This window comes from Pseudomonas boreofloridensis (assembly GCF_030580795.1).
GTDB lineage: Bacteria > Pseudomonadota > Gammaproteobacteria > Pseudomonadales > Pseudomonadaceae > Aquipseudomonas > Aquipseudomonas boreofloridensis.
The window spans coordinates 267,575-291,335 of the sequence record NZ_JAUQOQ010000002.1 but is presented as its reverse complement, the minus strand read 5'-3'; the positions used below and the strand labels follow the sequence as shown (position 1 = coordinate 291,335).

Annotated in this window: 24 protein-coding genes; 13 read left to right on the top strand and 11 right to left on the bottom strand. The window is 64.3% G+C overall.

All coding sequences use genetic code 11. The features are described 5' to 3' along the window. Positions 1-216 precede the first annotated feature (216 nt). Genes Q6A47_RS03545 through Q6A47_RS03535 form a run of 3 tightly spaced genes read left to right on the top strand, consistent with a single transcriptional unit; the run spans position 217 to position 3,229 of the window. On the top strand, positions 217-1,101 hold the full coding sequence (locus Q6A47_RS03545; RefSeq protein WP_304483045.1) for an MBL fold metallo-hydrolase: 885 nt from the start codon (positions 217-219) through the stop codon (positions 1,099-1,101). Positions 1,102-1,139: 38 nt separating this feature from the next. Further along, positions 1,140-2,414, top strand: a complete 1,275-nt coding sequence (locus Q6A47_RS03540; protein ID WP_304483044.1) for an NAD(P)/FAD-dependent oxidoreductase — start codon at positions 1,140-1,142, stop codon at positions 2,412-2,414. Beyond that, positions 2,411-3,229: a sulfite exporter TauE/SafE family protein gene (locus Q6A47_RS03535; RefSeq protein WP_304483043.1), complete on the top strand. Its 819-nt coding sequence runs from the start codon at positions 2,411-2,413 to the stop codon at positions 3,227-3,229. The genes Q6A47_RS03540 and Q6A47_RS03535 overlap by 4 nt, the downstream gene beginning before the upstream one ends. Here the strand turns inward: Q6A47_RS03535 and Q6A47_RS03530 are convergent. Beyond that, positions 3,218-4,105, bottom strand: coding sequence for a LysR family transcriptional regulator (locus Q6A47_RS03530; RefSeq protein WP_029614309.1), 888 nt, complete (start codon positions 4,103-4,105; stop codon positions 3,218-3,220). The genes Q6A47_RS03535 and Q6A47_RS03530 overlap by 12 nt on opposite strands. A 183-nt stretch (positions 4,106-4,288) precedes the next feature. Here Q6A47_RS03530 and Q6A47_RS03525 point away from each other — a divergent pair, with 183 nt between their 5' ends. Continuing rightward, complete coding sequence (locus Q6A47_RS03525) at positions 4,289-5,938, top strand: GMC family oxidoreductase (protein WP_304483042.1); 1,650 nt, start codon at positions 4,289-4,291, stop codon at positions 5,936-5,938. Between the two features lie 99 nt (positions 5,939-6,037). Next, positions 6,038-7,654: an MFS transporter gene (locus tag Q6A47_RS03520; protein ID WP_039582160.1), complete on the top strand. Its 1,617-nt coding sequence runs from the start codon at positions 6,038-6,040 to the stop codon at positions 7,652-7,654. A gap of 176 nt (positions 7,655-7,830) precedes the next feature. Here the strand turns inward: Q6A47_RS03520 and Q6A47_RS03515 are convergent, their stop codons facing one another. From Q6A47_RS03515 to glyQ, 4 genes are read right to left on the bottom strand one after another with little or no spacing between them, the layout of a single operon-like run. Continuing rightward, complete coding sequence (locus tag Q6A47_RS03515; protein WP_039582158.1) at positions 7,831-8,601, bottom strand: lysophospholipid acyltransferase family protein; 771 nt, start codon at positions 8,599-8,601, stop codon at positions 7,831-7,833. 60 nt (positions 8,602-8,661) lie between these two features. Next, positions 8,662-9,189, bottom strand: coding sequence for a D-glycero-beta-D-manno-heptose 1,7-bisphosphate 7-phosphatase (gene gmhB, locus Q6A47_RS03510; RefSeq protein WP_039582156.1), 528 nt, complete (start codon positions 9,187-9,189; stop codon positions 8,662-8,664). Positions 9,190-9,192: 3 nt separating this feature from the next. Then, positions 9,193-11,247 carry a glycine--tRNA ligase subunit beta gene (gene glyS / locus Q6A47_RS03505; protein ID WP_295485443.1) on the bottom strand — a complete coding sequence of 685 codons (2,055 nt, stop codon included), beginning with the start codon at positions 11,245-11,247 and terminating at the stop codon, positions 9,193-9,195. Beyond that, positions 11,244-12,191: a glycine--tRNA ligase subunit alpha gene (gene glyQ / locus Q6A47_RS03500; RefSeq protein ID WP_029615043.1), complete on the bottom strand. Its 948-nt coding sequence runs from the start codon at positions 12,189-12,191 to the stop codon at positions 11,244-11,246. The genes glyS and glyQ overlap by 4 nt, the downstream gene beginning before the upstream one ends. 84 nt (positions 12,192-12,275) lie before the next feature. Here glyQ and Q6A47_RS03495 point away from each other — a divergent pair, with 84 nt between their 5' ends. Together Q6A47_RS03495 and Q6A47_RS03490 are read left to right on the top strand one after the other, a co-directional pair. Next, complete coding sequence (locus tag Q6A47_RS03495; RefSeq protein ID WP_029615042.1) at positions 12,276-12,827, top strand: DNA-3-methyladenine glycosylase I; 552 nt, start codon at positions 12,276-12,278, stop codon at positions 12,825-12,827. Positions 12,828-12,867: 40 nt separating this feature from the next. After that, the gene (locus tag Q6A47_RS03490; protein WP_304483037.1) at positions 12,868-13,755 is read left to right on the top strand and encodes a lysophospholipid acyltransferase; all 888 of its coding nucleotides are present in this window, start codon (positions 12,868-12,870) and stop codon (positions 13,753-13,755) included. A 30-nt stretch (positions 13,756-13,785) separates the two neighbouring features. Here the strand turns inward: Q6A47_RS03490 and Q6A47_RS03485 are convergent, their stop codons facing one another. The 5 genes from Q6A47_RS03485 to def are packed head-to-tail and all read right to left on the bottom strand — an operon-like array spanning position 13,786 to position 18,312. Further along, positions 13,786-14,094: a tetratricopeptide repeat protein gene (locus Q6A47_RS03485; RefSeq protein ID WP_304483035.1), complete on the bottom strand. Its 309-nt coding sequence runs from the start codon at positions 14,092-14,094 to the stop codon at positions 13,786-13,788. Positions 14,095-14,108: 14 nt separating this feature from the next. Next, on the bottom strand, positions 14,109-15,482 hold the full coding sequence (trkA, locus tag Q6A47_RS03480; protein ID WP_039582147.1) for a Trk system potassium transporter TrkA: 1,374 nt from the start codon (positions 15,480-15,482) through the stop codon (positions 14,109-14,111). Between the two features lie 23 nt (positions 15,483-15,505). Beyond that, on the bottom strand, positions 15,506-16,816 hold the full coding sequence (gene rsmB / locus Q6A47_RS03475; protein WP_039582145.1) for a 16S rRNA (cytosine(967)-C(5))-methyltransferase RsmB: 1,311 nt from the start codon (positions 16,814-16,816) through the stop codon (positions 15,506-15,508). After that, complete coding sequence (gene fmt, locus Q6A47_RS03470) at positions 16,813-17,745, bottom strand: methionyl-tRNA formyltransferase (protein WP_116889923.1); 933 nt, start codon at positions 17,743-17,745, stop codon at positions 16,813-16,815. Before fmt ends, rsmB begins: the two co-directional genes overlap by 4 nt. A gap of 60 nt (positions 17,746-17,805) precedes the next feature. After that, positions 17,806-18,312 carry a peptide deformylase gene (gene def / locus Q6A47_RS03465; RefSeq protein ID WP_304483034.1) on the bottom strand — a complete coding sequence of 169 codons (507 nt, stop codon included), beginning with the start codon at positions 18,310-18,312 and terminating at the stop codon, positions 17,806-17,808. Positions 18,313-18,555: 243 nt separating this feature from the next. Here def and dprA point away from each other — a divergent pair, with 243 nt between their 5' ends. The 5 genes from dprA (at position 18,556) to Q6A47_RS03440 (ending at position 21,667) form a co-directional block, all read left to right on the top strand. After that, complete coding sequence (gene dprA, locus Q6A47_RS03460; RefSeq protein ID WP_304483032.1) at positions 18,556-19,653, top strand: DNA-processing protein DprA; 1,098 nt, start codon at positions 18,556-18,558, stop codon at positions 19,651-19,653. A gap of 38 nt (positions 19,654-19,691) precedes the next feature. Further along, positions 19,692-20,249 (top strand): L-threonylcarbamoyladenylate synthase type 1 TsaC, encoded by a 558-nt coding sequence (gene tsaC, locus Q6A47_RS03455; protein WP_039582134.1) that lies wholly within the window; start codon positions 19,692-19,694, stop codon positions 20,247-20,249. Positions 20,250-20,591: 342 nt separating this feature from the next. Then, entirely contained in the window at positions 20,592-20,900 is a 309-nt protein-coding gene (locus tag Q6A47_RS03450; protein WP_304483030.1) for a DUF3077 domain-containing protein, read from the top strand. 211 nt (positions 20,901-21,111) lie between these two features. Continuing rightward, positions 21,112-21,396 (top strand): type II toxin-antitoxin system Phd/YefM family antitoxin, encoded by a 285-nt coding sequence (locus Q6A47_RS03445; protein WP_304483029.1) that lies wholly within the window; start codon positions 21,112-21,114, stop codon positions 21,394-21,396. Beyond that, complete coding sequence (locus Q6A47_RS03440) at positions 21,362-21,667, top strand: Txe/YoeB family addiction module toxin (RefSeq protein WP_304483028.1); 306 nt, start codon at positions 21,362-21,364, stop codon at positions 21,665-21,667. The genes Q6A47_RS03445 and Q6A47_RS03440 overlap by 35 nt, the downstream gene beginning before the upstream one ends. 58 nt (positions 21,668-21,725) lie before the next feature. Here the strand turns inward: Q6A47_RS03440 and Q6A47_RS03435 are convergent, their stop codons facing one another. Then, complete coding sequence (locus Q6A47_RS03435; protein WP_116889917.1) at positions 21,726-22,703, bottom strand: NADPH:quinone reductase; 978 nt, start codon at positions 22,701-22,703, stop codon at positions 21,726-21,728. A gap of 134 nt (positions 22,704-22,837) precedes the next feature. On the opposite strand from Q6A47_RS03435, the gene hemF reads away from it, so the two are divergent. Next, on the top strand, positions 22,838-23,761 hold the full coding sequence (gene hemF, locus Q6A47_RS03430) for an oxygen-dependent coproporphyrinogen oxidase (RefSeq protein WP_304483026.1): 924 nt from the start codon (positions 22,838-22,840) through the stop codon (positions 23,759-23,761).

The window sequence follows — 23,761 nt, the reverse complement described above, 5'->3', positions numbered from 1 at the left end:
CCGGAGGAAACTGCCAGCGAGGTTAGCAAGGACTGCCAATCACTGCCAGTCGCTGTCAGATGACTGCCATCCCCGCTGGCAGCGAGCCCCTAAGCTGTAGGAACACCCCCGTGATTATGGGAAATCCCTGTCGGAAATGGCCTGGCATGCATCTTGAACAATGCTCAGTCCCTGCCGACGCTTCTGTTCAGGCGAGGCAGCGTTTTGGAGACTGTGATGATCATTGGCAACAACCTTCATGTGGAAGCCTTGTACGACCCGGCAACCTCCACCATCAGCTACTTGGTGATGGACCGGGAAACCCGGTACTGCGCCCTGATCGACAGTGTGCTGGATTACGACCCGAAGTCAGGACGCACCGATCAGCACTCTGCCGACCAACTCATCGCCCGCGTCGAGGCCCTGGGCGCCAAGGTGCAGTGGATTCTGGAGACGCATGTCCATGCCGATCACCTGTCCGCAGCGGCCTATCTCAAGCAGCGTCTCGGCGGCCAGATCGGCATCGGCGCGCAGATCATCCAGGTGCAGAAAACCTTCGGTTCGCTGTTCAACGCCGACTCAGGGTTCGCCCGCGACGGCAGTCAGTTCGACGTGCTGTTTAGTGATGACGACCGTTTTCGCATCGGCAACCTGCAGGCTCGGGCGCTGCACACGCCAGGTCATACGCCGGCCTGTATGAGCTATCAAGTCGAGGATGCCGGTGAGAGGGCCGTGTTCGTCGGCGACACGCTGTTCATGCCTGACTACGGAACGGCCCGCTGCGACTTCCCCGGCGCCAGCGCCCGTACCTTGTACCGATCGATCCGTCGGTTGCTGGCACTCCCGGAGCAGACTCGCCTGTTCATGTGTCACGACTACCTGCCAGGTGGTCGCGAGATGCAGTACGTCACCACGGTGGCCGAACAGCGTGCCCACAACGTGCATATCCACGAAGGCGTCAGCGAGGACAGTTTCGTGTCCATGCGTGAGGCTCGTGACGCCACGTTGGAAATGCCGGTTCTGATCCTGCCCTCCGTGCAGATCAACATGCGCAGCGGCCAAATGCCGGAGCCCGAAGACAACGGCGTGCGCTACCTGAAGATCCCGCTCAACCTGCTCTGAGCCTGCGGATCCCATAACCAGAATTCAAAGGAACTCCCATGCCTGCCCTGCATGCTTCTCCCGCCGCTGCTGACCACCATCAGGTGCTGATCGTCGGTGCCGGTGCCGCCGGTATCGCCACGGCTTCCAGTTTGATCAAGCGCGATCCGTCGCTCGATATCACCCTCATCGACCCCTCCGCCATCCACTACTACCAGCCGGGCTGGACCATGGTGGGCGCGGGTGTATTCGACGCCCCCTCCACTGCCCGCAACACCGCCGATCTACTGCCCGCCGGCGTGCGCTGGGTTCAGTCGCGGGTGACCGGCTTCGCCCCCGAGCAGCGCCAGGTGATGCTGGAGGATGGCCGCACGTTGAGCTACCAGCAGTTGGTGGTCTGCCCTGGGCTCACGCTGGACTGGGGCGCCATCGAAGGCCTGGAGGAAACGCTTGGCCGCAACGGGGTGACCTCCAACTACCGTTACGACCTCGCCCCCTACACCTGGAAGCTGGTGCAGTCGCTGCAACAAGGGCGGGCGCTGTTCACGCAGCCGCCGATGCCGATCAAGTGCGCCGGCGCGCCGCAGAAAGCGCTGTATCTGTCCTGCGATCACTGGTTGCGCGCAGGTCGCCTAGGCGCGATCAAGCCGGCCTTCTTCAATGCCGGCGCCGTGCTGTTCGGCGTGGCCGACTATGTTCCGGCGCTGATGAGCTATATCGACAAGTACGGGGTCGACCTCAACTACAGCCAGCGTCTGGTGGCAGTGGACGGTCCCGCTCAGCGCGCCACCTTCGTGCGCACCTTGGCCGATGGCAGCAGCGAGACGCGCACCGAGCCCTTCGACTTCCTGCATGTGGTGCCGCCACAAGTGGCTCCGGACTTCATTCGCCAGAGCCCCCTCGCCGATGCAGCCGGTTGGGTGGATGTCGATCCGCACAGCCTGCGGCATCGCCAGTTCGCCGACATCCATGCACTGGGAGACGTCATCAACACCAGCAACGCCAAGACTGCCGCTGCCGCGCGCAAGCAGGCACCGGTGGTGGCCAACAATGTGCTGGTCGCACTGGGGCGTCTGTCCAAGCTGGCCGCCTATGACGGCTATGGTTCATGCCCACTCACCGTGGAGCGCGGCAAGATCGTCTTGGCCGAGTTCACCTACGGCGGCAAGCTCGCGCCCAGTTTCCCGCGCTGGCTGCTCGATGGCCGCAAGCCCACGCGGTTGGCCTGGCTGCTCAAAGCCCGAGTGCTACCGCCGCTGTACTGGAAGGCCATGCTCAAGGGCCACGAGTGGTTGGCGCGGCCACAACCCCTGGTAACCGAGACGTCCAAGTGATCGAACATCAAGTGCTCGGCGCCGGTCTGGGCGCCGTCATCGGTGCGGTCCTGGCATTGACCGGTGCCGGTGGCGGCATTCTGGCCGTGCCCTTGCTGATTTTCGGGCTGGGGTTGTCGATGGTCGAAGCGGCGCCCATCGGCCTGCTGGCCGTGGGGCTGGCGGCGGCGGTGGGGGCGGTGCTGGGACTGCGGCAGGGCCGAGTGCGCTACCGTGCGGCGCTGCTCATCGCCGTCATCGGTATCGTCTGTGCGCCATTAGGGCTGGTGCTCGCTCATCGGTTGCCGAACGGGCCGCTAGCGTTGGTGTTCTCGGTCGTGCTGGTGTATGCCTGCCTGCGGATCTGGCGCAAGGCCAAGCGCGAACTGGCGGGTGAGTCGGCCTGCGCCGAGCGGCAGATCATGCCCTGTGTGCTCAACCCATTGCAGGGTCGTCTGCGCTGGACCTTGCCCTGCGCCCGCGCCTTGGCACTGACCGGCGCGGTGTCCGGCGTGCTGTCGGGGCTGCTGGGCGTGGGCGGCGGATTCGTCATCATTCCCGCTTTGAACCGTTACACCAACCTGGACATGAAGAGCATTGTCGCCACCTCGCTGGCGGTGATCGCGCTGGTGTCCGCCGGCAGCGTGGTCAGCGCCAGCCTGGGTGGCGTGATGCATTGGCAGGTCGGTGCGCCATTCGCCGCAGGCGCGGTCCTCGGCCTGTTGGCCGCTCGCCCACTCGCTGGAAAATTGGCCGGCCCGCGCCTCCAGCAATTGTTTGCCCTGGTGGGTATCGCCGCCGCAGTGTCGCTGGCGGCCAAGGTACTACTCGGCTAGCAGTTCGTGCTGCTGCTCGGCGCACAGCGTGAGCAGGTAATCCCAGACCACGCGCAGGCGCACGGACTTGTGCAGTTCGCGCCGGGTACAGATCCAGTAGCTGCGCTGGATGGTCTCGCTGGGCAGCACGCGGACCAGCCCGGGGTCATGTCGTGCCATGTAGTTGGGCAGCACGGCAATGCCCAGGCCCGCGCGGGCCGCCTGCTGCTGGGCGATCACGCTGGTGCTGCGAAAGACCACGCTCGGGGCTCTGCAGAAGCTGTTGAGGAACAGCAGTTCCTGGCTGAAGATCAGGTCGTCGACGTAGCCGATCCAGCTGTGACGGGCCAGGTCCTCGCGGCTTTGCAGCGGCGCGGCACGGTCCAGGTAGGCTTGGCTGGCGTAGAGCGCCAGGCGGTAGTCGGTGAGTTTGCGGGTGATCAACAGATCGGCATTGGGCCGTTCCAAGTGGATGCTGATTTCCGCCTCGCGATTGAGGATGCTGACGAAACGTGGCACCGCCACCAGTTCCACCTCCAGCCCCGGATAGCGCTCGAACAACACGCCCAGCCGTGGGGTGAAGAACATGATGCCGATGCCTTCGGTCACGCCCAGACGGATCTTGCCCAGCGGGGTGATTGCCTGCGTGATTTCCTCCTGCGCCAGCAAAGCCACGTTCTCCATGGCCTCGGCGTGCTTGAGCAAGGCCTGGCCGGAGGGTGTCAGTTCGTAGCCTTGGGCGTGCTGGACGAACAGCGCGGTGCCCAGGCTCTGCTCGATGTTCTCGATATGCCGGGCCACGGTGCTGTGGGTGGTGTTGAGGCGCTTGGCTGCGGTGAGCAGGCGACCACTGCGCTGCAGCTCCAGGAAAAATCGCAGGTCGTTCCAGTCGAACATGCCGATCACTGTCTCGGTTCCATGGGCCGGCACACCGCCGTCACAACGGAGGATGCGGACGCCTAAGAAGATAACGCTGTGCTAAAACGCACAACGGCTGCGCGAAAACTCGTGTTTCATCCGCGAAATTACTCACTAAGATGAATCGGGACAAGAATAAAAAATCAGGCCCGAGGTTGCCCCATGCCATCAGCCGATTCTCTGTACGACTACGTCGTGGTAGGCGCTGGTCCCGCCGGATGTCTACTCGCCAATCGATTGTCCGCCGATCCCGCCTGTCGCGTACTGCTGCTCGAAGCGGGCGGCCGCGACAACTACCCCTGGATTCACGTCCCTGTCGGTTACCTCTACTGCATCGGTAATCCACGCACCGACTGGTGCTTCAAGACCGAAGCCCAGCCTGGGCTGGACGGTCGCAGCCTGGGTTACCCGCGCGGCAAGGTACTGGGTGGCTGCTCGTCCATCAACGGCATGATCTACATGCGCGGTCAGGCGGCCGACTATGATCGCTGGGCCGAACTGGGCAATGCCGGTTGGGCCTGGAAGGACGTGCTGCCGCTGTTCAAGGCCAGCGAAAACCACTTCGCCGGCGCCAGTGAGAGTCATGGCGCTGCGGGTGAATGGCGGGTCGAGCAGCAACGCTACAGCTGGCCCATCCTCGATGCCTTCCGCGACGCCGCCGAGCAGAGCGGTGTGGCCAAGGTGGCCGACTTCAACACCGGCGACAACGAAGGCTGTGGATACTTTCAGGTCAACCAGCGCAGCGGTGTGCGCTGGAACGCCGCCAAGGCATTCCTGCGGCCGATCGCGGCACGGTCCAACCTCACCGTTCTGACCGACGTGCAGGTGGATCACGTGCTGCTCAGCCAGAGCCGCGCCACGGCCGTGAAGGCGCGCTGGCAAGGCGCCTGGCATGAATTCGGCGCGCGCCGGGAGATCATCCTGTGCGCAGGCTCGGTTGGCTCGCCGGGCATCCTGCAACGCTCTGGCATCGGCCCACGTGCCTTGCTCAATGACTTGGGGATCACCGTTCGCCACGAACTGCCAGGTGTCGGCGGTAACCTGCAGGATCACCTGCAACTGCGCCTGATCTATCAGATCCGCAACACCCATACCCTCAACCAGATGGCCAACAGCCTGTGGGGCAAGTTGGGCATGGGCCTGCGCTACCTCTATGACCGCAGCGGTCCGCTGGCCATGGCGCCGAGTCAGTTGGGTGCGTTCGTGCGTTCTGGGCCTGAGCAAGCGTCGGCCAATGTGCAGTATCACGTGCAGCCGCTGTCGCTCGAACGCTTCGGCGAGCCCCTGCACCGTTTCCCGGCGTTCACCGCCTCGGTGTGCAACCTGCGTCCGGCCAGCCGGGGACGGATCGACATCCGCTCGGCCGACATGAACGCGGCGCCGCTGATCGACCCCAACTACCTCAGCGATGCCCAGGACCTGAAAGTCGCCGCCGACAGCATTCGCCTCACCCGGCGCATCGTCCAGGCCCCTGCCCTGGCGATCTTCGATCCCAAGGAGTATTTGCCGGGCGCCGCTTTGGACACCGAAGAACAGCTGTACGAGGCGGCCGGCAAGATCGGCACCACCATCTTCCATCCGGTCGGGACCTGCCGCATGGGCAGCGGCGCGCTGGACGTTGTGGATAACCAGTTACGCGTTCACGGCATCCCCGGCCTGCGGGTGGCCGATGCCTCGATCATGCCGCAGATCGTTTCCGGCAATACCTGCTCACCCACCTTGATGATTGCCGAGAAGGCGGCGCAGCTGATTCTCAAGGGCACCCCCAGCCACCTCATGCTCAGCGACAGCAACGCGATACCGACGCCCTGACCGGGCGCGTGCAACACACCGGCAGCCTTGGAGTCGAGGGCTGCCGACAGTGGAACAAGAACAATAATCACTGTGGCCTGCGGGCCGAGGACAGCAACGATGTCGGACTACATCCAGCAACAGGGCGCCGCCGCTTCCAGCAGCCGCCGCGAGGAACGCAAGATCATTTTCGCTTCATCCCTGGGCACGGTGTTCGAGTGGTATGACTTCTTCCTTTATGGCGCGCTGGCGGCGGTGATCAGCAAGCAGTTCTTCGCGGGGGTCAACGACACCACGGCGTTCATCTTCGCCCTGATGGCCTTCGCCGCAGGCTTCCTGGTGAGGCCCTTCGGCGCCCTGGTGTTCGGGCGTCTGGGCGACATGATCGGACGCAAGTACACCTTCCTGATCACCATCGTACTCATGGGCCTGTCGACCTTCGCAGTGGGCCTGCTGCCCACCTACGCGAGCATCGGCATCGCCGCGCCGATCATCCTGGTGATCCTGCGCATGCTTCAGGGCTTGGCCCTGGGGGGTGAATACGGCGGTGCGGCCACTTACGTCGCCGAACATGCGCCACCGGGCAAGCGCGGTTTCCACACCGGTTTCATTCAGTCCACCGCCACCTTGGGGCTGCTGCTGTCGCTGGTGGTGGTGCTGGGCAGCCGCTACATCAGTGGCGATCAGTTCGAAACCTGGGGTTGGCGCCTGCCCTTCCTGCTGTCCATCGTGCTGCTGGGCATTTCCACCTGGATCCGGATGAGCATGCATGAGTCCCCGGCCTTCGTGAAAATGAAGGCGCAGGGCAAGGTCAGCAAATCGCCGATTCGCGAGTCGTTCACCTCCTGGCCGAACCTGAAGGTGGTGCTCACCGCGCTGTTCAGCATCAACGCCGGGCAGGCCGTGACCTTCTACACGGCGCAGTTCTACGTGCTGTTCTTCCTCACCCAGATGCTCAAGATGGACCCCGCCCAGGCCAACACGCTGTTGATCATCAGCGTGGTGATCGGTGCGCCGTTCTTCGTCTTCTTCGGCTGGCTGTCGGACCGCGTGGGCCGCAAGCCGATCCTGATGATCGGTCTGCTGCTGGCCACGCTGTGCTATTTCCCCATGTTCAAAGCCCTCAGCCACTACGCCAACCCGCAGATCGACGCGGCCAGCCGTCAGTCGCCGATCGTGGTCAGTGCCGATCCGCAGGGCTGTACCTTCCAGTTCGATCCCGTGGGCAAGGCCCGTTTCGACAGCCCCTGCGACAAGGTCAAGACGTTCCTGGTCAAGCAGGGCCTGCCGTACAGCTCAGTGGCCGCGACCGGCAGCGAGGTGTCGGTGAGCATCGGTGACAAGACCATCAACGGTTTCGATGAGGCGGCGATGCGGGCAGCCGTCGAGCAGGCCGGCTATCCCGCCAAGGCCGATCCCGCCCAGGTCAACCAGGTGATGGTGGTGGTGCTGATCGTGGCGATGATCCTCATCGCAACCATGACCTACGGCCCGCTGGCGGCGGTGATGGTGGAGCTGTTCCCCACGCGTATTCGCTACACCTCAATGTCATTGCCCTATCACATCGGCAATGGCTGGTTCGGCGGGTTCCTGCCCACCGTGTCGTTCGCGCTGGTGGTGTACACGGGGGATATCTTCTATGGGCTGTGGTATCCGGTGTTGATCACCGGTGTCAGCCTGGTGGTGGGGATCTTCTGCCTGAAAGAGACCCGGGATGTGGATATCGACAAGGTCTGATAGCTGACGGGAAGCCATGAAAAAACCGGCTGTAAGAGCCGGTTTTTTTATGCCGCAAAAAACTTATGCACGATTTTCAAGAAATCGTCATACAGGGAAATAAGCTTTTAATTCAAACACTTATATCTAATCCCTGACGACTCATCGCCAAATTGCTAACAACTTATCCACAGTTCTCAAGCGACCGGCGTTGCGTCGCTTTCCTGCGTTGCAGGCAGCGAGCCCATTTCCCGTTGGCGGGCTTCGTTCCAGGCCTGGGCGCGGTCGTTGAGCTCGGCGATGGCGCGCGGTCCGGTACCGGTGGCGTACATTGGCTCACCGATGATGACCTCGATGGTGCCCGAGCGTTTGCCCCAGCCGGTCTTGGGCCAGAATTTGCCGGCGTTGTGGGCGATGGGCAGTACCGGCAGGCCGGCGTTCACGGCCAGCGCCGTGCCGCCACGGGAGAATTTACCCACCTGGCCGAACGGCACGCGCGTGCCTTCCGGGAAGATCAGTACCCACACGCCCTGCTTGAGCAGTTCGTCGCCCTTGCTGGCCACATGACGCAGGGCTTCCTTGGGATTGTTGCGGTCGATGGCGATGGGCCGCAGCATGGCCATCGCCCAGCCGAAGAACGGCACATACAGCAGCTCACGCTTGAGCACTTGGCTCAGCGGCGAGAAGTAGGCCGACAGGAAGAACGTCTCCCACGTGCTCTGGTGGTTGGCCAGAATCACGCATGGCTGCTGCGGTACGTGCTCGGCGCCGGTGATCTTGTAGTCGATACCGAGGATCGTGCGCGTCAGGAACAAGGCGCAGCGGCACCAATAGACATTGATGAAACGGTAGCGCCGTGGGAACGACAGGAACGGCGCGATGAAGAAGCTCAGTGAGCACCACAGCAGCGAACTGGTGCCCAGCAGCAGGTAAAAAAGAAAGATTCTGATCGCCTGCAGGATCGACATAGTGGCATGTACCGTTGCGGGACATGCCCGCCTGAGAAAGCGCGCCAACTGGCGCGTGCTTTAAATGAGTGCTCTGGCAATGGCTGCCAGATCGTCGTAAATCAAGGTGCCGGATGGGACACCCTTGTCCAGGGTCCGCAGACCCTTGCCGGTTTTCACCAGCACCGGTTGTGCTGCGACGGCCACGGCCGCTTGCAGGTCACCCGCACTGTCGCCGACGAACCATACACCGGCCAACGGCGCTTGATAATGCTCGGCGATTGCCCGCAGCATGCCCGGCTTGGGCTTGCGGCAATCGCAGCCTTCGTCCGGACCATGCGGGCAATAGACGATCTGCCCCAGCTCGCCACCCTGCTCGGCGACCAGCGCGCGCAGCCGCGCGTGCATGGCTTCGAGCGTCTCGAGCGAGTAGTAACCGCGGGCAATGCCGGACTGGTTGGTGGCCACGGCCACCGTCCAGCCCGCCTGACTCAACTGCGCGATGGCTTCGATCGCGCCGGGAATGGGGATCCACTCGTCCAGCGACTTGATGTAGGCGTCGGAGTCATGGTTGATCACACCGTCGCGATCGAGTATCAGCAGTTTCAAGGCTTACCCCAGCAGCGAGATGTCGGCGACGCCCAGGAACAGACCGCGCAGGCGGCTGAGCAAGGCATAGCGGTTGGCGCGCACCTTGGCGTCCTCGGCATTGACCATCACTGCCTCGAAGAAGGCATCGACCGGGTCGCGCAGCGCGGCCAGGCGCGCCAGCGACTCGCGGTACTGACGGGCTGCAGCCATGGGCTGAACGGCCTGGTCGGCTTGCTGGATCGCCGAGTACAGCGAGAACTCGTTGGCGTTGTCGAAGTACTTCGGCTCCACCTGCTCGGCGATGGCGCCTTCGGCCTTGCTCAGCAGGTTCGATACGCGCTTGTTCACGGCGGCCAGGGCATCGGCCTCGGGCAGCTTGCGGAAGGCCTGCACGGCTTGCACGCGCTGGTCGAAGTCCAGGGCCGACGACGGTTTCAGGGCGCGCACCGAGAGGTAGGTGGCCACGTCCACGCCTTCGTCTTCATAGCGCGCACGCAAGCGGTCGAAGATGAATTCGAGCACCTGTTCGGCCAGGCCCGCAGCCTTGACCTTGGCGCCGTACTGCTTGACCGCGAACTCGACCGCTGCGGTCAGGTCCAGGTCGAGCTGCTTCTCGATCAGGATGCGCAGCACACCCAGCGCGGCACGTCGCAGGGCGTAGGGGTCTTTGCTGCCGGTGGGCAGCATGCCGATGCCGAAGATACCGACCAGGGTGTCGAGCTTGTCGGCGATGGCCACGGCGGCCCCGGTGAGGGTCTCGGGCAACTCGGCGCCGGCACCGCGCGGCATGTACTGCTCGTTCAAGGCCAGGGCGACGTCCTGCGCTTCGCCATCGTTGACGGCGTAGTAGTAACCGGCGATGCCTTGCATTTCAGGGAATTCACCGACCATTTCGGTGGCCAGGTCGCACTTGGACAGCAGGCCCGCGCGCCCGGCATTGATGGCGCTGCCACCGATGAACGGCGCGATGTAGGCCGCCAGCTTGGACACCCGCTCGGCTTTGTCGAAGACCGTGCCCAACTGCGCCTGGAACACCACGTTCTTCAGGCGTTCGTTGAAGGTTTCCAGCTTTTGCTTCTTGTCTTGCTTGAAGAAGAACTCGGCGTCGGTCAGGCGTGGACGTACCACCTTCTCGTTGCCGTGCACGATCTGCTGCGGATCGCGGCTCTCGACGTTGGCCACGGTGATGAAGCGCGGCAGCAGCTTGCCTTCGCTGTCGAGCAGGCAGAAGTACTTCTGGTTGTCCTGCATGGTGGTGATCAGCGCTTCCTGGGGCACGTCGAGGAAGCGTTCCTCGAACGAGCACACCAGCGGCACCGGCCATTCCACCAGCGCGGTCACTTCGTCCAGCAGGGCGGGCGGCACGATGGCCGTGCCTTCCTGCTGACGGGCCAGTTCTTCGGTGCGCTTGGCGATCAGCGCGCGGCGCTCGGAGAAATCAGCCAGCACATAGGCCTTGCGCAGGTCCTCGACGTAGTTGGCCGGGGCGCTGATGGTCACGTTTTCCGGGTGGTGGAAACGGTGACCGCGCGAATCGCGGCCGGCTTTCTGCGACAGCAGGGTGCAATCGACGACCTGGTCGCCCAGCAGCATCACCAGCCATTGGGTCGGACGCACGAACTCTTCGCGGCTGGCGGCCCAGCGCATGCGCTTGGGAATCGGCAGGTCGTTGAGCGAGTCCTCGACGATGGTCGGCAGCAGGCTGGCGGTGGCCTTGCCCGGAATGTGCTGGGAGAAGCGCAGCTTGGCGCCGCTCTGGTCGATTTCCGCGAGCTCCACGCCACATTTCTTGGCAAAACCCAGGGCGGCCTGGGTGGGATTGCCGTCGGCGTCGAATGCGGCCTGGCGGGGCGGGCCGTCGATGTTGATGCTGCGGTCGGGCTGCTGCACGTCGAGCTGGCGGATCAGCACGGCCAGGCGACGGGGCGCGGCGTACACCGACTTGCCGGTGTAGTTCAGGCCGGCGGCCTGCAGGCCTTTCTCGATGCCGGCCAGGAAGGCGTCGCCGAGGGTGGCAAGGGCTTTGGGTGGCAGCTCTTCGGTGCCCAGTTCAACCAGGAAATCTTGCGCACTCATTGTGCAGCCTCCAGCTTGGCCAGTACTTCATCACGCAGTTCGGGGGTGGCCATCGGGAAGCCCAGGCGTGCGCGGGCTTGCAGATAGCTTTGCGCCACGTCGCGGGCCAGGGTGCGCACGCGCAGGATGTAGCGCTGGCGCTCGGTCACCGAGATGGCGCGGCGGGCGTCGAGCAGGTTGAAGGTGTGCGACGCCTTCAGGACCATTTCGTAGGTCGGCAGCGGCAGCTCCAGCTTGATCAGGCGGTTGGCTTCGCTTTCGTAGAAGTCGAACAGCTCGAACAGCTTCTCGACGTTGGCGTGCTCGAAGTTGTAGGTCGACTGTTCCACTTCGTTCTGGTGGAACACGTCGCCATAGCTGACCTTGCCGAACGGACCGTCGGCCCAGACCAGGTCATACACCGAGTCGACGCCCTGGATGTACATGGCCAGGCGTTCCAGGCCATAGGTGATTTCGCCGGTGACCGGATAGCACTCGATGCCGCCGACCTGCTGGAAGTAGGTGAACTGGGTGACTTCCATGCCGTTGAGCCAGATTTCCCAGCCCAGACCCCAGGCGCCGAGGGTCGGCGATTCCCAGTTGTCTTCGACGAAGCGGATGTCGTGGACCAGCGGATCCAGACCGATGGCCTTGAGCGAGCCCAGGTACAGTTCCTGGAAATTGGCCGGGTTCGGCTTGAGGACGACCTGGAACTGGTAGTAGTGCTGCAGGCGGTTGGGGTTCTCGCCGTACCGTCCGTCGGCAGGGCGACGGCTGGGTTGCACGTAGGCGGCGTTCCAGGTCTCCGGGCCCACGGCGCGCAGGAAGGTGGCGGTGTGGAAAGTGCCGGCGCCTACTTCCATATCGTAGGGCTGAAGTACCACACAACCTTGCTCGGCCCAGTAGTTCTGCAGGGCGAGGATCAGGTCTTGGAAGGTACGCACGGCTGGCGTAGGCTGGCTCACGAAATTCACCTGTATCTGGGGATGCGGATGTAAAGAGCGGGAGTATAACCCGATTCGCCTCGCCCTCTACGTAATTGGAGCCTTATGCCACGCTGCTTCTGGTGTACCGACGATCCCCTGTACCAGGCCTACCACGACCAGGAATGGGGAACCCCGCAGCGCGACCCGGCGTTGCTCTTCGAGATGCTTTTGCTCGAAGGGTTCCAGGCGGGCCTTTCGTGGATCACGGTGCTGAAGAAACGCGAGCGCTATCGACAGGTGCTGGAGGGCTTCGACCCCCATCGGTTGGCCGAGATGAGCGATGCGCGCATCGAGGAACTGATGCTCGACCCGGGCATCATCCGCAATCGCCTCAAGCTCAATGCGGTGCGCCGCAATGCCCGCGCCTGGCTGGCGCTGGAAGACCCCGGCCAGTGGCTGTGGTCGTTCGTCGGCGGCGAGCCGAAGATCAACCATCCCCAGGGCCGCGGCGATATCCCCAGCGTCACCGACGAGGCCAAGGCCATGAGCAAGGCCCTGCAGAAAAAGGGCTTCACCTTCGTCGGACCGACCATCTGCTACGCCTTCATGCAGGCCACCGGCATGGTCATGGACCACACCACCGACTGCGATCGCTACCCCGCGCTGGCGCACTGAGGCGTTACAATGCCCGCCTTGCAGAAATAAGGAATCGCCTGTGGAAAAGTTCAAGGGCGCCCTGATGGTCGGGGTGCTGCGCCTGTTCGCCAAATTGCCCTGGAGCGCCGTGCAGCGCGTGGGCGCCGGTATCGGCTGGCTGATGTGGAAGGTCCCCAACGGCTCGCGCAACGTGGTGCGCATCAACCTGGCCAAGTGTTTCCCGAGCATGCCGGAAGTCGAGCGTGAGCAACTGGTCGGCCTGGCCCTGAAGGACATCGGCAAGTCGTTCGTCGAGAGCGCCTGGGCGTGGATTCGCCCGCCGCAGCAATCGCTGGCGCTGGTCAAGGAAGTGCACGGCCTGGAGGTGCTGGAGCAGGCGCTGGCCACCGGCAAGGGCGTGGTCGGCATCACCAGCCACCTGGGCAACTGGGAAGTGCTGAACCACTTCTATTGCAACCAGTGCAAACCGATCATCTTTTACCGTCCGCCCAAGCTCAAGGCGGTGGACGACCTGCTGCGCGAACAGCGGGTGCAGATGGGCAACCGCGTGGCGCCGTCCACCAAGGAAGGCATCCTCAGCGTGATCAAGGAAGTGCGTCGCGGCGGCCAGGTGGGCATTCCCGCCGACCCTGAGCCGGCCGAGTCGGCCGGGGTATTCGTGCCTTTCCTGGGCACCCAGGCGCTGACCAGCAAGTTCGTGCCGAACATGCTCGCCGGAGGCAAGGCCGTGGGGGTGTTCCTGCATGCCCTGCGCCTGCCCGATGGTTCCGGGTTCAAGGTGTTCCTGGAGGCGGCGCCAGACGACATGTACAGCGCCGATGTGAACGTGGCGGCGGCGGCGATGAGCAAGGTGGTGGAGCGTTATGTGCGTGAGTACCCCAGCCAGTACATGTGGAGCATGAAGCGCTTCAAGAAGCGCCCGGCCGGCGAGCCGCGTTGGTATTGATCCAGGGGGGCCGTACAGGCCCCCGCTAGATCACGCCTTGTCGAGCTTCCTCAGAAACACCGTCATTTCCTTCTCGGCCTGCTTGTCGCCGTGGGCCTGCGCTGCGGCGATGCCCTCCTCCCAGGCCTGGCGCGCCGCTGCCAGGTCGCCCTCGCGTTGATACGCCTTGCCCAGCAGCTTCCACGCCGCCGAGTACTTCGGGTCCTGCGCCACGCACTGGGCCAGGTGCACGGCGGCTTCGGCGCCATTGCCCTCATCCAGCCACGCTTTGCCCAGGCCGAACCGCAGCAGGGGGTTATCCACACCCTTGGCCAGCATCTTTTCCAATGATTCGCGCATGTGTGGGCCTCCGGCTAGAAGAAACTCAGACCGACGTGGAACAGCTTCTCCACGTCGCGGATGTGTTTTTTATCCACAACGAACAGGATCACATGGTCGCCTGACTCGATCACCCGATCATCATGGGCGATCAGCACCTGGTCGAAACGGATGATCGCACCGATGGTGGTGCCTGGCGGCAGGTTGATGTCGGCGATGGTCCTGCCGACCACCTTGCTCGACTTGGCGTCGCCATGGGCCACCGCCTCGATGGCTTCGGCAGCGCCTCGGCGCAGGGAGTGCACACTGACGATGTCGCCACGGCGCACGTGTGCCAGCAGCGTGCCGATGGTCGCCAGTTGCGGGCTGATGGCGATGTCGATGTCGCCGCCCTGCACCAGATCGACGTAGGCGGGGTTGTTGATCAGGGTCATGACCTTGCGTGCGCCCAGGCGCTTGGCCAGCAGCGACGACATGATGTTGGCCTCGTCGTCGTTGGTCAGCGCCAGGAAGATGTCGGCTTCGGCGATGTTCTCCTCGAGCATGAGGTCTTTGTCCGAGGCGCTACCCTGCAACACCACGCTGCTTTCCAGGGTGTCGGACAGATACCGGCAACGTGCCGGATTCATCTCGATGATCTTCACCTGGTAGCGGCTTTCGATGGCTTCGGCCAGGCGCTCGCCGATCTGTCCACCGCCGGCGATGACCACGCGCTTGTTGGTCTCGTCGATGCGCCGCAGCTCGCCCATCACCGCGCGGATGTCTTTCTTCGCGGCGATGAAGAACACTTCGTCGTCGGCCTCGATCACGGTGTCGCCATGGGGCTTGATGGGGCGGTCGCGGCGGAAGATCGCTGCCACCCGGGTATCGACATTGGGCATGTGGGCGCGGATCTGGCGCAGTTGCTGGCCCACCAACGGCCCGCCGTAGTAGGCCTTGACCGCGACCAGTTGCGCCTTGCCGTCGGCGAAGTCGATGACCTGCAAGGCGCCGGGATGCTCGATCAGGCGCTTGATGTAGTTGGTCACCACCTGTTCGGGGCTGATCAGCACGTCCACGGGGATGTGATCGTTATCGAACAGTTCCTCGCGCGAGAGGTAGGACGATTCGCGGACTCGGGCGATCTTGGTCGGCGTGTGGAACAGCGAATAGGCGACCTGGCACGCGACCATGTTGGTCTCGTCGCTGTTGGTTACCGCCACCAGCAGGTCGGCGTCGTCGGCGCCGGCCTGGCGCAGCACCGTGGGCAGCGAGGCGCGGCCCTGTACGGTGCGGATGTCCAGGCGATCGCCCAGGTCGCGCAGGCGCTCGCCGTCGGTATCGACAACGGTGATGTCGTTGGCTTCGCTGGCCAGGTGCTCGGCCAGCGTGCCGCCCACCTGCCCTGCGCCGAGGATGATGATCTTCATCGGCTACTCCCTACCTCAGGTGCTTATCCGCGCGAAGCGGCGATCTTGATCAGCTTGGCATAGTAGAAACCATCGTGACCGCCTTCCTGGGCCAGCAACTGGCGGCCGTGGGGCTGGCGCACACCGGCTTCGGTCGCCAGGTCCAGCTCGCGGGCACCCGGGGTGCGGGCGAGGAAGGCGTCGATCACGTCGGTATTCTCGGTCGGCAGGCTCGAGCAGGTGGCGTAGAGCAGCATGCCGCCGACCTCGAGCGTGGGCCACAGGGCATCGAGCAGTTCGCCTTGCAGCGCGGCCAGGGCGGCGATGTCGTCGGCCTGGCGGGTCAGCTTGATGTCTGGGTGGCGGCGGATCACGCCGGTGGCCGAGCAGGGGGCATCGAGCAGGATGCGCTGGAACGGCTGGCCGTCCCACCAACTGGCCGTGTCGCGGGCATCGCAGGCGATCAGCTCGGCGTCCAGTTGCAGGCGCTCGAGGTTGTCGCGCACCCGTGCCAGGCGCTTGGCTTCCAGGTCGATGGCAACCATCTGCGCCAGACCGGGTTCGGCCTCCAGCAGGTGGCAGGTCTTGCCACCGGGGGCGCAGCAGGCGTCGAGCACCCGCTGACCGGGCGCCAGTTCCAGCAGGTCGGCCGACAGTTGCGCGGCTTCGTCCTGCACGCTCACCCAGCCCTCGGCGAATCCAGGCAGGTCGCGCACGTCGCAGGCGGCGTCGAGCACGATGCCGTCGCGGCTGTAGCGGCAAGCGCTGGCGCCGATACCGGCGGCCTCGAGCAAGGCCAGGTAGGCATCACGGCTGTGATGGCGACGGTTGACCCGCAGGATCATCGGTGGATGGGCGTTGTTGGCGGCGCAGATGGCTTCCCACTGCTGCGGCCAGAAGGCCTTGAGCGCCTTCTGCAGCCAGCGCGGATGGGCAGTGCGCACCACCGGATCGCGCTCCAGGTCGGCCAGCAGCGCTTCGCCCTCGCGCTGGGCGCGGCGCAGCACGGCGTTGAGCAACCCTTTGGCCCACGGCTTCTTCAGCTTGTCGGCGCAGCCGACCGTTTCGCCGATGGCGGCGTGGGCCGGAATGCGCGTGTAGAACAGTTGATACAGGCCCACCAGCAGCAGCGCCTGGACGTCGGCGTCAGCGGCCTTGAACGGCTTTTGCAGCAACTGCGCGGCCAGCAGGTCCAAGCGCGGCTGCCAGCGAGCGGTGCCAAAGGCCAGGTCCTGGGTGAGGCCGCGGTCGCGGTCCTCGACCTTGTCCAGTTGCGCCGGCAGCGAGCTGTTCAGCGAGGCCTTGCCGCTGAGCACGGCGGCCAGGGCACGGGCGGCGGCCAGGCGTGGATTCATTGGCCCAGCACCTTGCCGCTGGCGAACTTCTCGCGGCGGCTGTTGAACAGGTCGCTGAAGGCCAGGGCCTTGCCGCCAGGCAGTTGCAGGCGAGACAGGCTCAAGGCGCCATCGGCGCAGGCGACGACCAGGCCGTCCTTGCTGGCCGAGAGTATTTCGCCCGGTGCGCCCTGCCCTGTGGATAACGTTGCGCCCAGCACCTTGACGGTTTCGCCGTCCAGGGTGCTGTGGCACACCGGCCAGGGGTTGAACGCCCGGATCAGGCGCTCCAGTTCCTGGGCAGGACGGTTCCAATCGAGGCGCGCTTCGTCCTTGTTCAGCTTGTGGGCGTAGGTGGCCAGGGCGTCATCCTGCACGTCGCCGTGCAGGCTGCCGTCGGCCAGGCCGGCGATGGCGTGCACCACGGCGCCAGGGCCCATCTGGGCGAGGCGATCGTGCAGACTGCCGCCAGTGTCGTCGGCGCTGATCGGCGTGGTGACCTTGAGCAGCATCGGGCCGGTGTCCAGGCCGGCTTCCATGCGCATCACGGTTACGCCGCTCTCGGCATCACCGGCCTCGACGGCGCGCTGGATCGGCGCCGCACCGCGCCAGCGCGGCAGCAGCGAGGCATGGCTGTTGATGCAGCCCAGGCGCGGGATGTCGAGCACCGCCTGGGGCAGGATCAGGCCGTAGGCCACCACCACCATCAGGTCCGGCGCCAGTGCCGCCAGTTCGGCCTGGGCCTCGGCGTTGCGCAGGGTTGGCGGTTGCAGCACCGGAATGTCGTGGGCCACGGCCAATTGTTTGACCGGGCTGGGCATGAGCTTCTGGCCGCGACCGGCAGGGCGATCAGGCTGGGTGTAGACGGCCACGATCTGGTACGGGCTGTCGAGCAGGGCCTTGAGGTGTTCGGCGGCAAACTCTGGGGTGCCTGCGAAGACGATGCGCATGGAGTTCTCGCTTCAGAAAAGAAGAAGGCTTGCCGGAGCAAGCCTTCTGCAAGGTGGGGATCAGGCTTGCTGGCGGTGCTGCTTTTCCAGCTTCTTCTTGATCCGGTCGCGTTTGAGCTGGGACAGGTAGTCGACGAACAGCTTGCCGTTGAGGTGATCGAACTCGTGCTGGATGCACACCGCCAGCAGGCCCTCGGCTTCGAGCTCGAAGGGCGCGCCGTCGCGGCCCTGGGCCTTGACCCGCACGCGCAGCGGACGGTCGACGTTCTCGTAGAAGCCTGGTACCGACAGGCAGCCTTCCTGGTACTGACCCATGTCGTCGGTGAGTTCTTCGACGCTGGGGTTGATGAAGATCCGCGGTTCGCTGCGGTCTTCGGACAGGTCCATGACCACGACCTGCTGGTGCACATTGACCTGGGTAGCGGCCAGCCCGATGCCGGGCGCTTCGTACATGGTTTCAAACATGTCGTCGATCAGCTGGCTCAGGGCGTCGTCGAACGCCGTCACCGGTTTGGCGAGGGTGCGCAGGCGCGGGTCCGGGAATTCGAGGATGTTCAAGATGGCCATAGGGGTCAGGCAGTCACTGTGCGTTTGGTTGAAAACTGAGCACACATAATAAAGGGTATTGGCGCGTTCGGCACCTGGCAAAGCTCGGCTAGGGTTTTAGGCAGTGTCTGCAGGGGTCTGCGCCGCTCCAGCTCGGAGGGGTATCGGCGGCAATCGATAGACAGCTTTTCAAACTATTATCAACACAGTTATCCACAGGTTGTACGGCGTGGATGACGGCCTGCCGATCAAGGATGATCTGCCATGAATACCCTGTTTGCTGCACCCTGTTCCCCTGCCGAACTGGAAGCACGGCTGCGCCTGCACCTGCTTCCCGACATCGGCTCGCGGCGCTTTCGTACCCTCATCCAGGCCTTCGGCAGTGCCTGTTCGGCGCTCAGCGCGCCGGCGCGTGCCTGGGTGGCGCTGGGCGTTGCGCAGGCCTGCGCCGACGCTCGTCGCAGCCCTGAGGTGCGCACCGCCGTCAGCGCTACGATGGCCTGGCTAGAGCGTCCGGGCCAGCATTTGCTGATGTGGGACGGCCCTGGCTACCCGGCGCTGTTGAAGGAAACCGACGACGCGCCACCGCTGTTGTACGTCGCGGGCGACCCTGCCCTGCTGGAGCGTGCGCAACTGGCGGTGATCGGTAGCCGCCGTGCCACCCCACCGGCGTTGGACACGGCAAGGGCCTTTTCCCGGCACCTGGCGCGCGGCGGATTCACCATCACCAGCGGCCTGGCGTTGGGCATCGACGGCGCCGCTCATCGCGGCGCGCTGGACGCGCAGGGGAGCACCATCGCGGTGCTGGGTTCGGGCCTGCAAAAACTTTATCCACAGCGCCACGCGGTACTCGCCCGAGACATCCTGGAGCGCGGTGGCGCGCTGGTTTCGGAGTTCGCGCTGGATGCGGTTCCACAGCCGGGCAACTTTCCCCGGCGCAATCGCATCATCAGCGGCCTCTCCCTGGGGGTGCTGGTGGTCGAAGCGAGCCTGGCCAGCGGGTCACTCATCACCGCGCGCCTGGCGGCCGAGCAAGGACGCGAGGTGTATGCCATTCCTGGGTCCATCCATCATCCCGGCGCCAAGGGCTGTCATCAGCTGATCCGCGACGGCGCTCTGCTGGTGGAGAGTGTCGAGCAGATCGTCGACAGCCTGCGCGGATGGCAGAACCTGCCGCCGGCGCCTGCGGACGAACCTGTCGATCCGCTGCTCGCGCTGCTGATCGCCGCCCCGCAGACCAGCGAGGCATTGGCCCTGAGCAGTGGCCTGGCGTTGGCCCAGGTGCTGGCCCGCCTGACCGAGCTGGAGCTGATCGGGCGGGTCAGCAACGAAGCCGGACGTTGGTTTGCCCGCTGCGGCTAAGTACACTGCCGCATCGGGATCGAAGCGGAGAGACAGCAATGGTGAGCAGTTGGCGTGTGCAACAAGCCGCACGTGAGATTCGCGCGGGGGCGGTGATCGCCTACCCGACGGAAGCGGTCTGGGGCCTGGGCTGCGACCCGTGGAACGAAGACGCGGTGTATCGGCTGCTCGCGCTCAAGTCGCGGCCTGTGGATAAAGGCCTGATCCTGGTTGCCGACAACATTCGCCAGTTCGACTTTCTGTTCGAGGATTTCCCCGAAGACTGGATCGACCGCATGGCCGCGACCTGGCCGGGGCCGAACACCTGGCTGGTGCCGCACCAGGACCTGTTGCCCGAATGGGTTACCGGGCAGCACGACACCGTGGCGCTGCGGGTCAGCGATCATCCCCAGGTCGGCGAACTGTGCGCGTTGGTCGGCCCGCTGATTTCCACCTCCGCCAACCCGGCCGGTCGCCCGGCGGCCAAGAGCCGGTTGCGGGTGGAGCAGTATTTCCACAACGAGCTGGACCTGGTGCTCGGTGGCGCGCTGGGCGGGCGCAAGAATCCCAGTGTGATTCGCGATCTGGTGACGGGCGAGGTGGTGCGGGCGGGCTGACTGAGCGCGATGTTGGGTCAGGTCGCAGCGGTGCGATCTTTCTGATTCTGATGGTCAGGTCAGACATTGTTGATTTAGGGAAATATCCTACGCAGCGTGTCGGCCGCCATTACCTTCACAGTGGAAACGTCCCCCTCTAGGCTGCTGATCGTCGCCGAACATGTTGGCGATCGGGTGTGGTAACCCGGATGTTTCAGGTGGTTCACAGCCATGGCGGCTGTGCGCGGGAGGCCTTGTGCCTGCCGGGAATAAGCCTCCTGCCCGGTTTACCACCCCGCGTACAGCTGCCACCCAACCCGTGTGGTAACGGACAGGTGACAGCTTCACGTTCAGGAGCGCCTCATGAAGAAAATCGTACCTGACCCGCCGCTACCTTCAACGGCTCCCCACCCCTTCGGCCGCTGCGACGCCGGCCACCCTCCGCTCTTCAGCGTAAACCCCGATATCGCCCCCCACGACGCACTCGTCCACGTCGCGCTGTACCTACGTTGCGCCTACGACGCCGGTATCAAGGCCCTCGACCATCTGCGCGACGACGGTCGAGGCCTGTTCTGGGCGAGCCTGCATTCACTGGAAATGGCCGAAGGGCTGGTGGAAGCGATGCTGGACGCTATCGAATCACCGCCGGACTCCGTCGAGTCATCGGACTGAGTGACAGTTGGCTTTCACGGAATGGCCCTACGTGCTTCGCAGAATTTACGAAGTTTTCTGGAGAGTCATTTGGCAATAGGCTCCTCAAGCTGTGCGGAAAAATCCTTCTTGGATAGGCAACGAAGTCAATACAGCACCTATTGATGTTTGTACCATACATTGTACAATGTTAGCTCTCCTCTTGCCTCTGTTATTCGGGAAGGATTGGATAATGCATGTAATCACCTTTAGCCAAGCGCGCGCCGATCTGAAACAAACGATGGATGACGTATGCCGTGACCACGAACCCGCAGTCATTACGCGCCAACGCGGTGAACCTGTGGTCATGCTATCTCTCGAGGACTACAACGGGATGCAGGAAACTCTCTACCTGCTGAGTTCTTCAGCTAATGCCAAGCGCCTACGTTCCTCTATCGAGCAGCTTCGGTCGGGCGAGCCCTCTGCCCATGAGCTGATCATCAATGAACATGAAGTCAAAGCAGCGCAACAAGACTGAGGCACGAAACGCTGTGAGCGTGGCGTTCACTGCGGAAGGATGGGACGACTTTCACCACTGGCGAGCGGCTGATCCGGTGATATTCGAGGCGATCAATTTACTCATCCGCGAATGTTGCCGTACCCCATTTAGAGGTACGGGTAAGCCAGAGCCGCTTAAAGGAGACTTGTCTGGATTCTGGTCTCGGCGGATTACTCGTGAGCATCGCCTGGTTTATTTCTACGAAGGTGGAAAGCTGACGATATTGCAGTGTCGTTTTCATTACGATTGACAACGGGCGCTCACGATACGAGCCGAACGACTCGGCATCGGCTTCGATCAAAATGAAGTCACGGCACCAACACCGTCGACCCCACCGTGCGCCTCCCCGACAGCGCCTCCTGCGCCTTGGCCGCTTCGCTCAACGGATAGCGTTGCTGAATGTCCACCACCAGCTTGCCGCTGGCGATCATCGCGAACAGGTCGTCGGCCATGGCCTGGGTGTTTTCGGCCGTGTTGGCGTAGGTGGCCAGTGTCGGGCGGGTGACGTACAGCGAGCCCTTCTGCGACAGGATGCCCAGGTTGACGCCGGTGACGGCGCCAGAGGCGTTGCCGAAACTGACCATCAGGCCGCGCGGGCGCAGGCAGTCGAGGGACGTCAGCCAGGTGTCGGCACCCACACCGTCGTACACCACCGGGCACTTCTTGCCGTCGGTCAGTTCGAGCACACGCTGGGCCACGTCTTCGTGGCTGTAGTCGATGGTCGCCCAGGCGCCCAAGGCTTTGGCCCGCTCGGCTTTCTCGGCCGAGCCGACGGTGCCGATCAGTTTGGCGCCCAGCGCCTTGGCCCACTGGCAGGCCAGCGAACCGACCCCACCGGCGGCGGCATGGAACAGGATGATGTCGCCCGGCTGCACCGCGTAGGTCTGCTTGAGCAGGTACTGGGTGGTCAGGCCCTTGAGCATGACGGCGGCGGCCTGTTCGAAGCTGATGCTCTCCGGCAGCTTGACCAGGTTCGCTTCCGGCAGGGTGTGCACTTCGCTGTAGGCGCCCAGCGGGCCGCCCGCATAGGCCACCCGGTCGCCGACCTGCAGCCGGCTGACCCCCTCGCCCACTGCCTCGACCACCCCGGCGCCTTCGGTGCCCAGCCCGGACGGCAGGGACGGCGGCGCGTACAGCCCGCCACGGAAATAGGTGTCGATGAAGTTCAGGCCGACCGCCTGGTTGCGTACGCGCACCTGCTGCGGTCCCGGTGGGGCGGGGTCGAACTCGACCCACTGCAGGACTTCCGGGCCGCCATGCTGGCTGAACTCGATTCGCTTGGCCATCGCACTCTCCTGTCGTCATCGTCGCAAAAGGTCTTCCATCGGACGCCTTTGCTTGACGGCCGTCAACTGCGACGTAGCCTTGGCCGATGGTATGCTACGCCGCCCATTCCACCCTGCCCCTCCCAGGTGATCCGATGACCCGCCGTACCGAGGCCGTGAAGGCCTACCTGCTCGACCTGCAAGACCGCATCTGCGCCGCCCTCGAAGCCGAGGACGGTGGCGCCCGCTTCGTCGAGGACGCCTGGGTGCGCGAAGCCGGTGGCGGGGGACGCACGCGGGTGATCGGCGAGGGCCAGGTGATCGAGAAAGGCGGCGTGAACTTCTCCCACGTGTTCGGCGCTGGCCTGCCACCGTCGGCCAGTGCACACCGCCCGGAGCTGGCCGGGCGAGGCTTCGAGGCGCTTGGCGTGTCGCTGGTGATTCACCCGCACAACCCGCACGTGCCCACCTCCCACGCCAACGTGCGCTTCTTCAGCGCCGAGAAGGAGGGCGAGGAACCGGTGTGGTGGTTCGGCGGCGGTTTCGACCTGACGCCCTATTACGGCAACGAGGAAGACTGCATTCACTGGCACCGGGTGGCCGAACAGGCCTGCGCGCCCTTCGGCGCCGAGGTGTATCCGCGCTACAAGGCCTGGTGCGACCGCTACTTCCACCTCAAGCACCGCGGCGAGCCTCGCGGCATCGGCGGGCTGTTCTTCGATGACCTGAACGAGTGGGACTTCGACACCTGCTTCGCCTTCATCCGCGCCATTGGCGACGCCTATATCGATGCCTACCTGCCCATCGTGCAGCGGCGCAAGGCCATGCCCTGGACGGCTGAGCAGCGCGAATTCCAGGAGTTCCGCCGTGGTCGCTACGTGGAATTCAACCTGGTCTACGACCGCGGCACGCTGTTCGGCCTGCAGTCCGGCGGGCGCACCGAGTCGATTCTCATGTCGTTGCCGCCGCAGGTGCGCTGGGGCTATGACTGGAAACCGGAGACCGGCAGCGAGGAAGCGCGCCTGACCGATTACTTCCTGCAGGACCGCGACTGGCTCGGCCAGCCCACCTGTGGATAA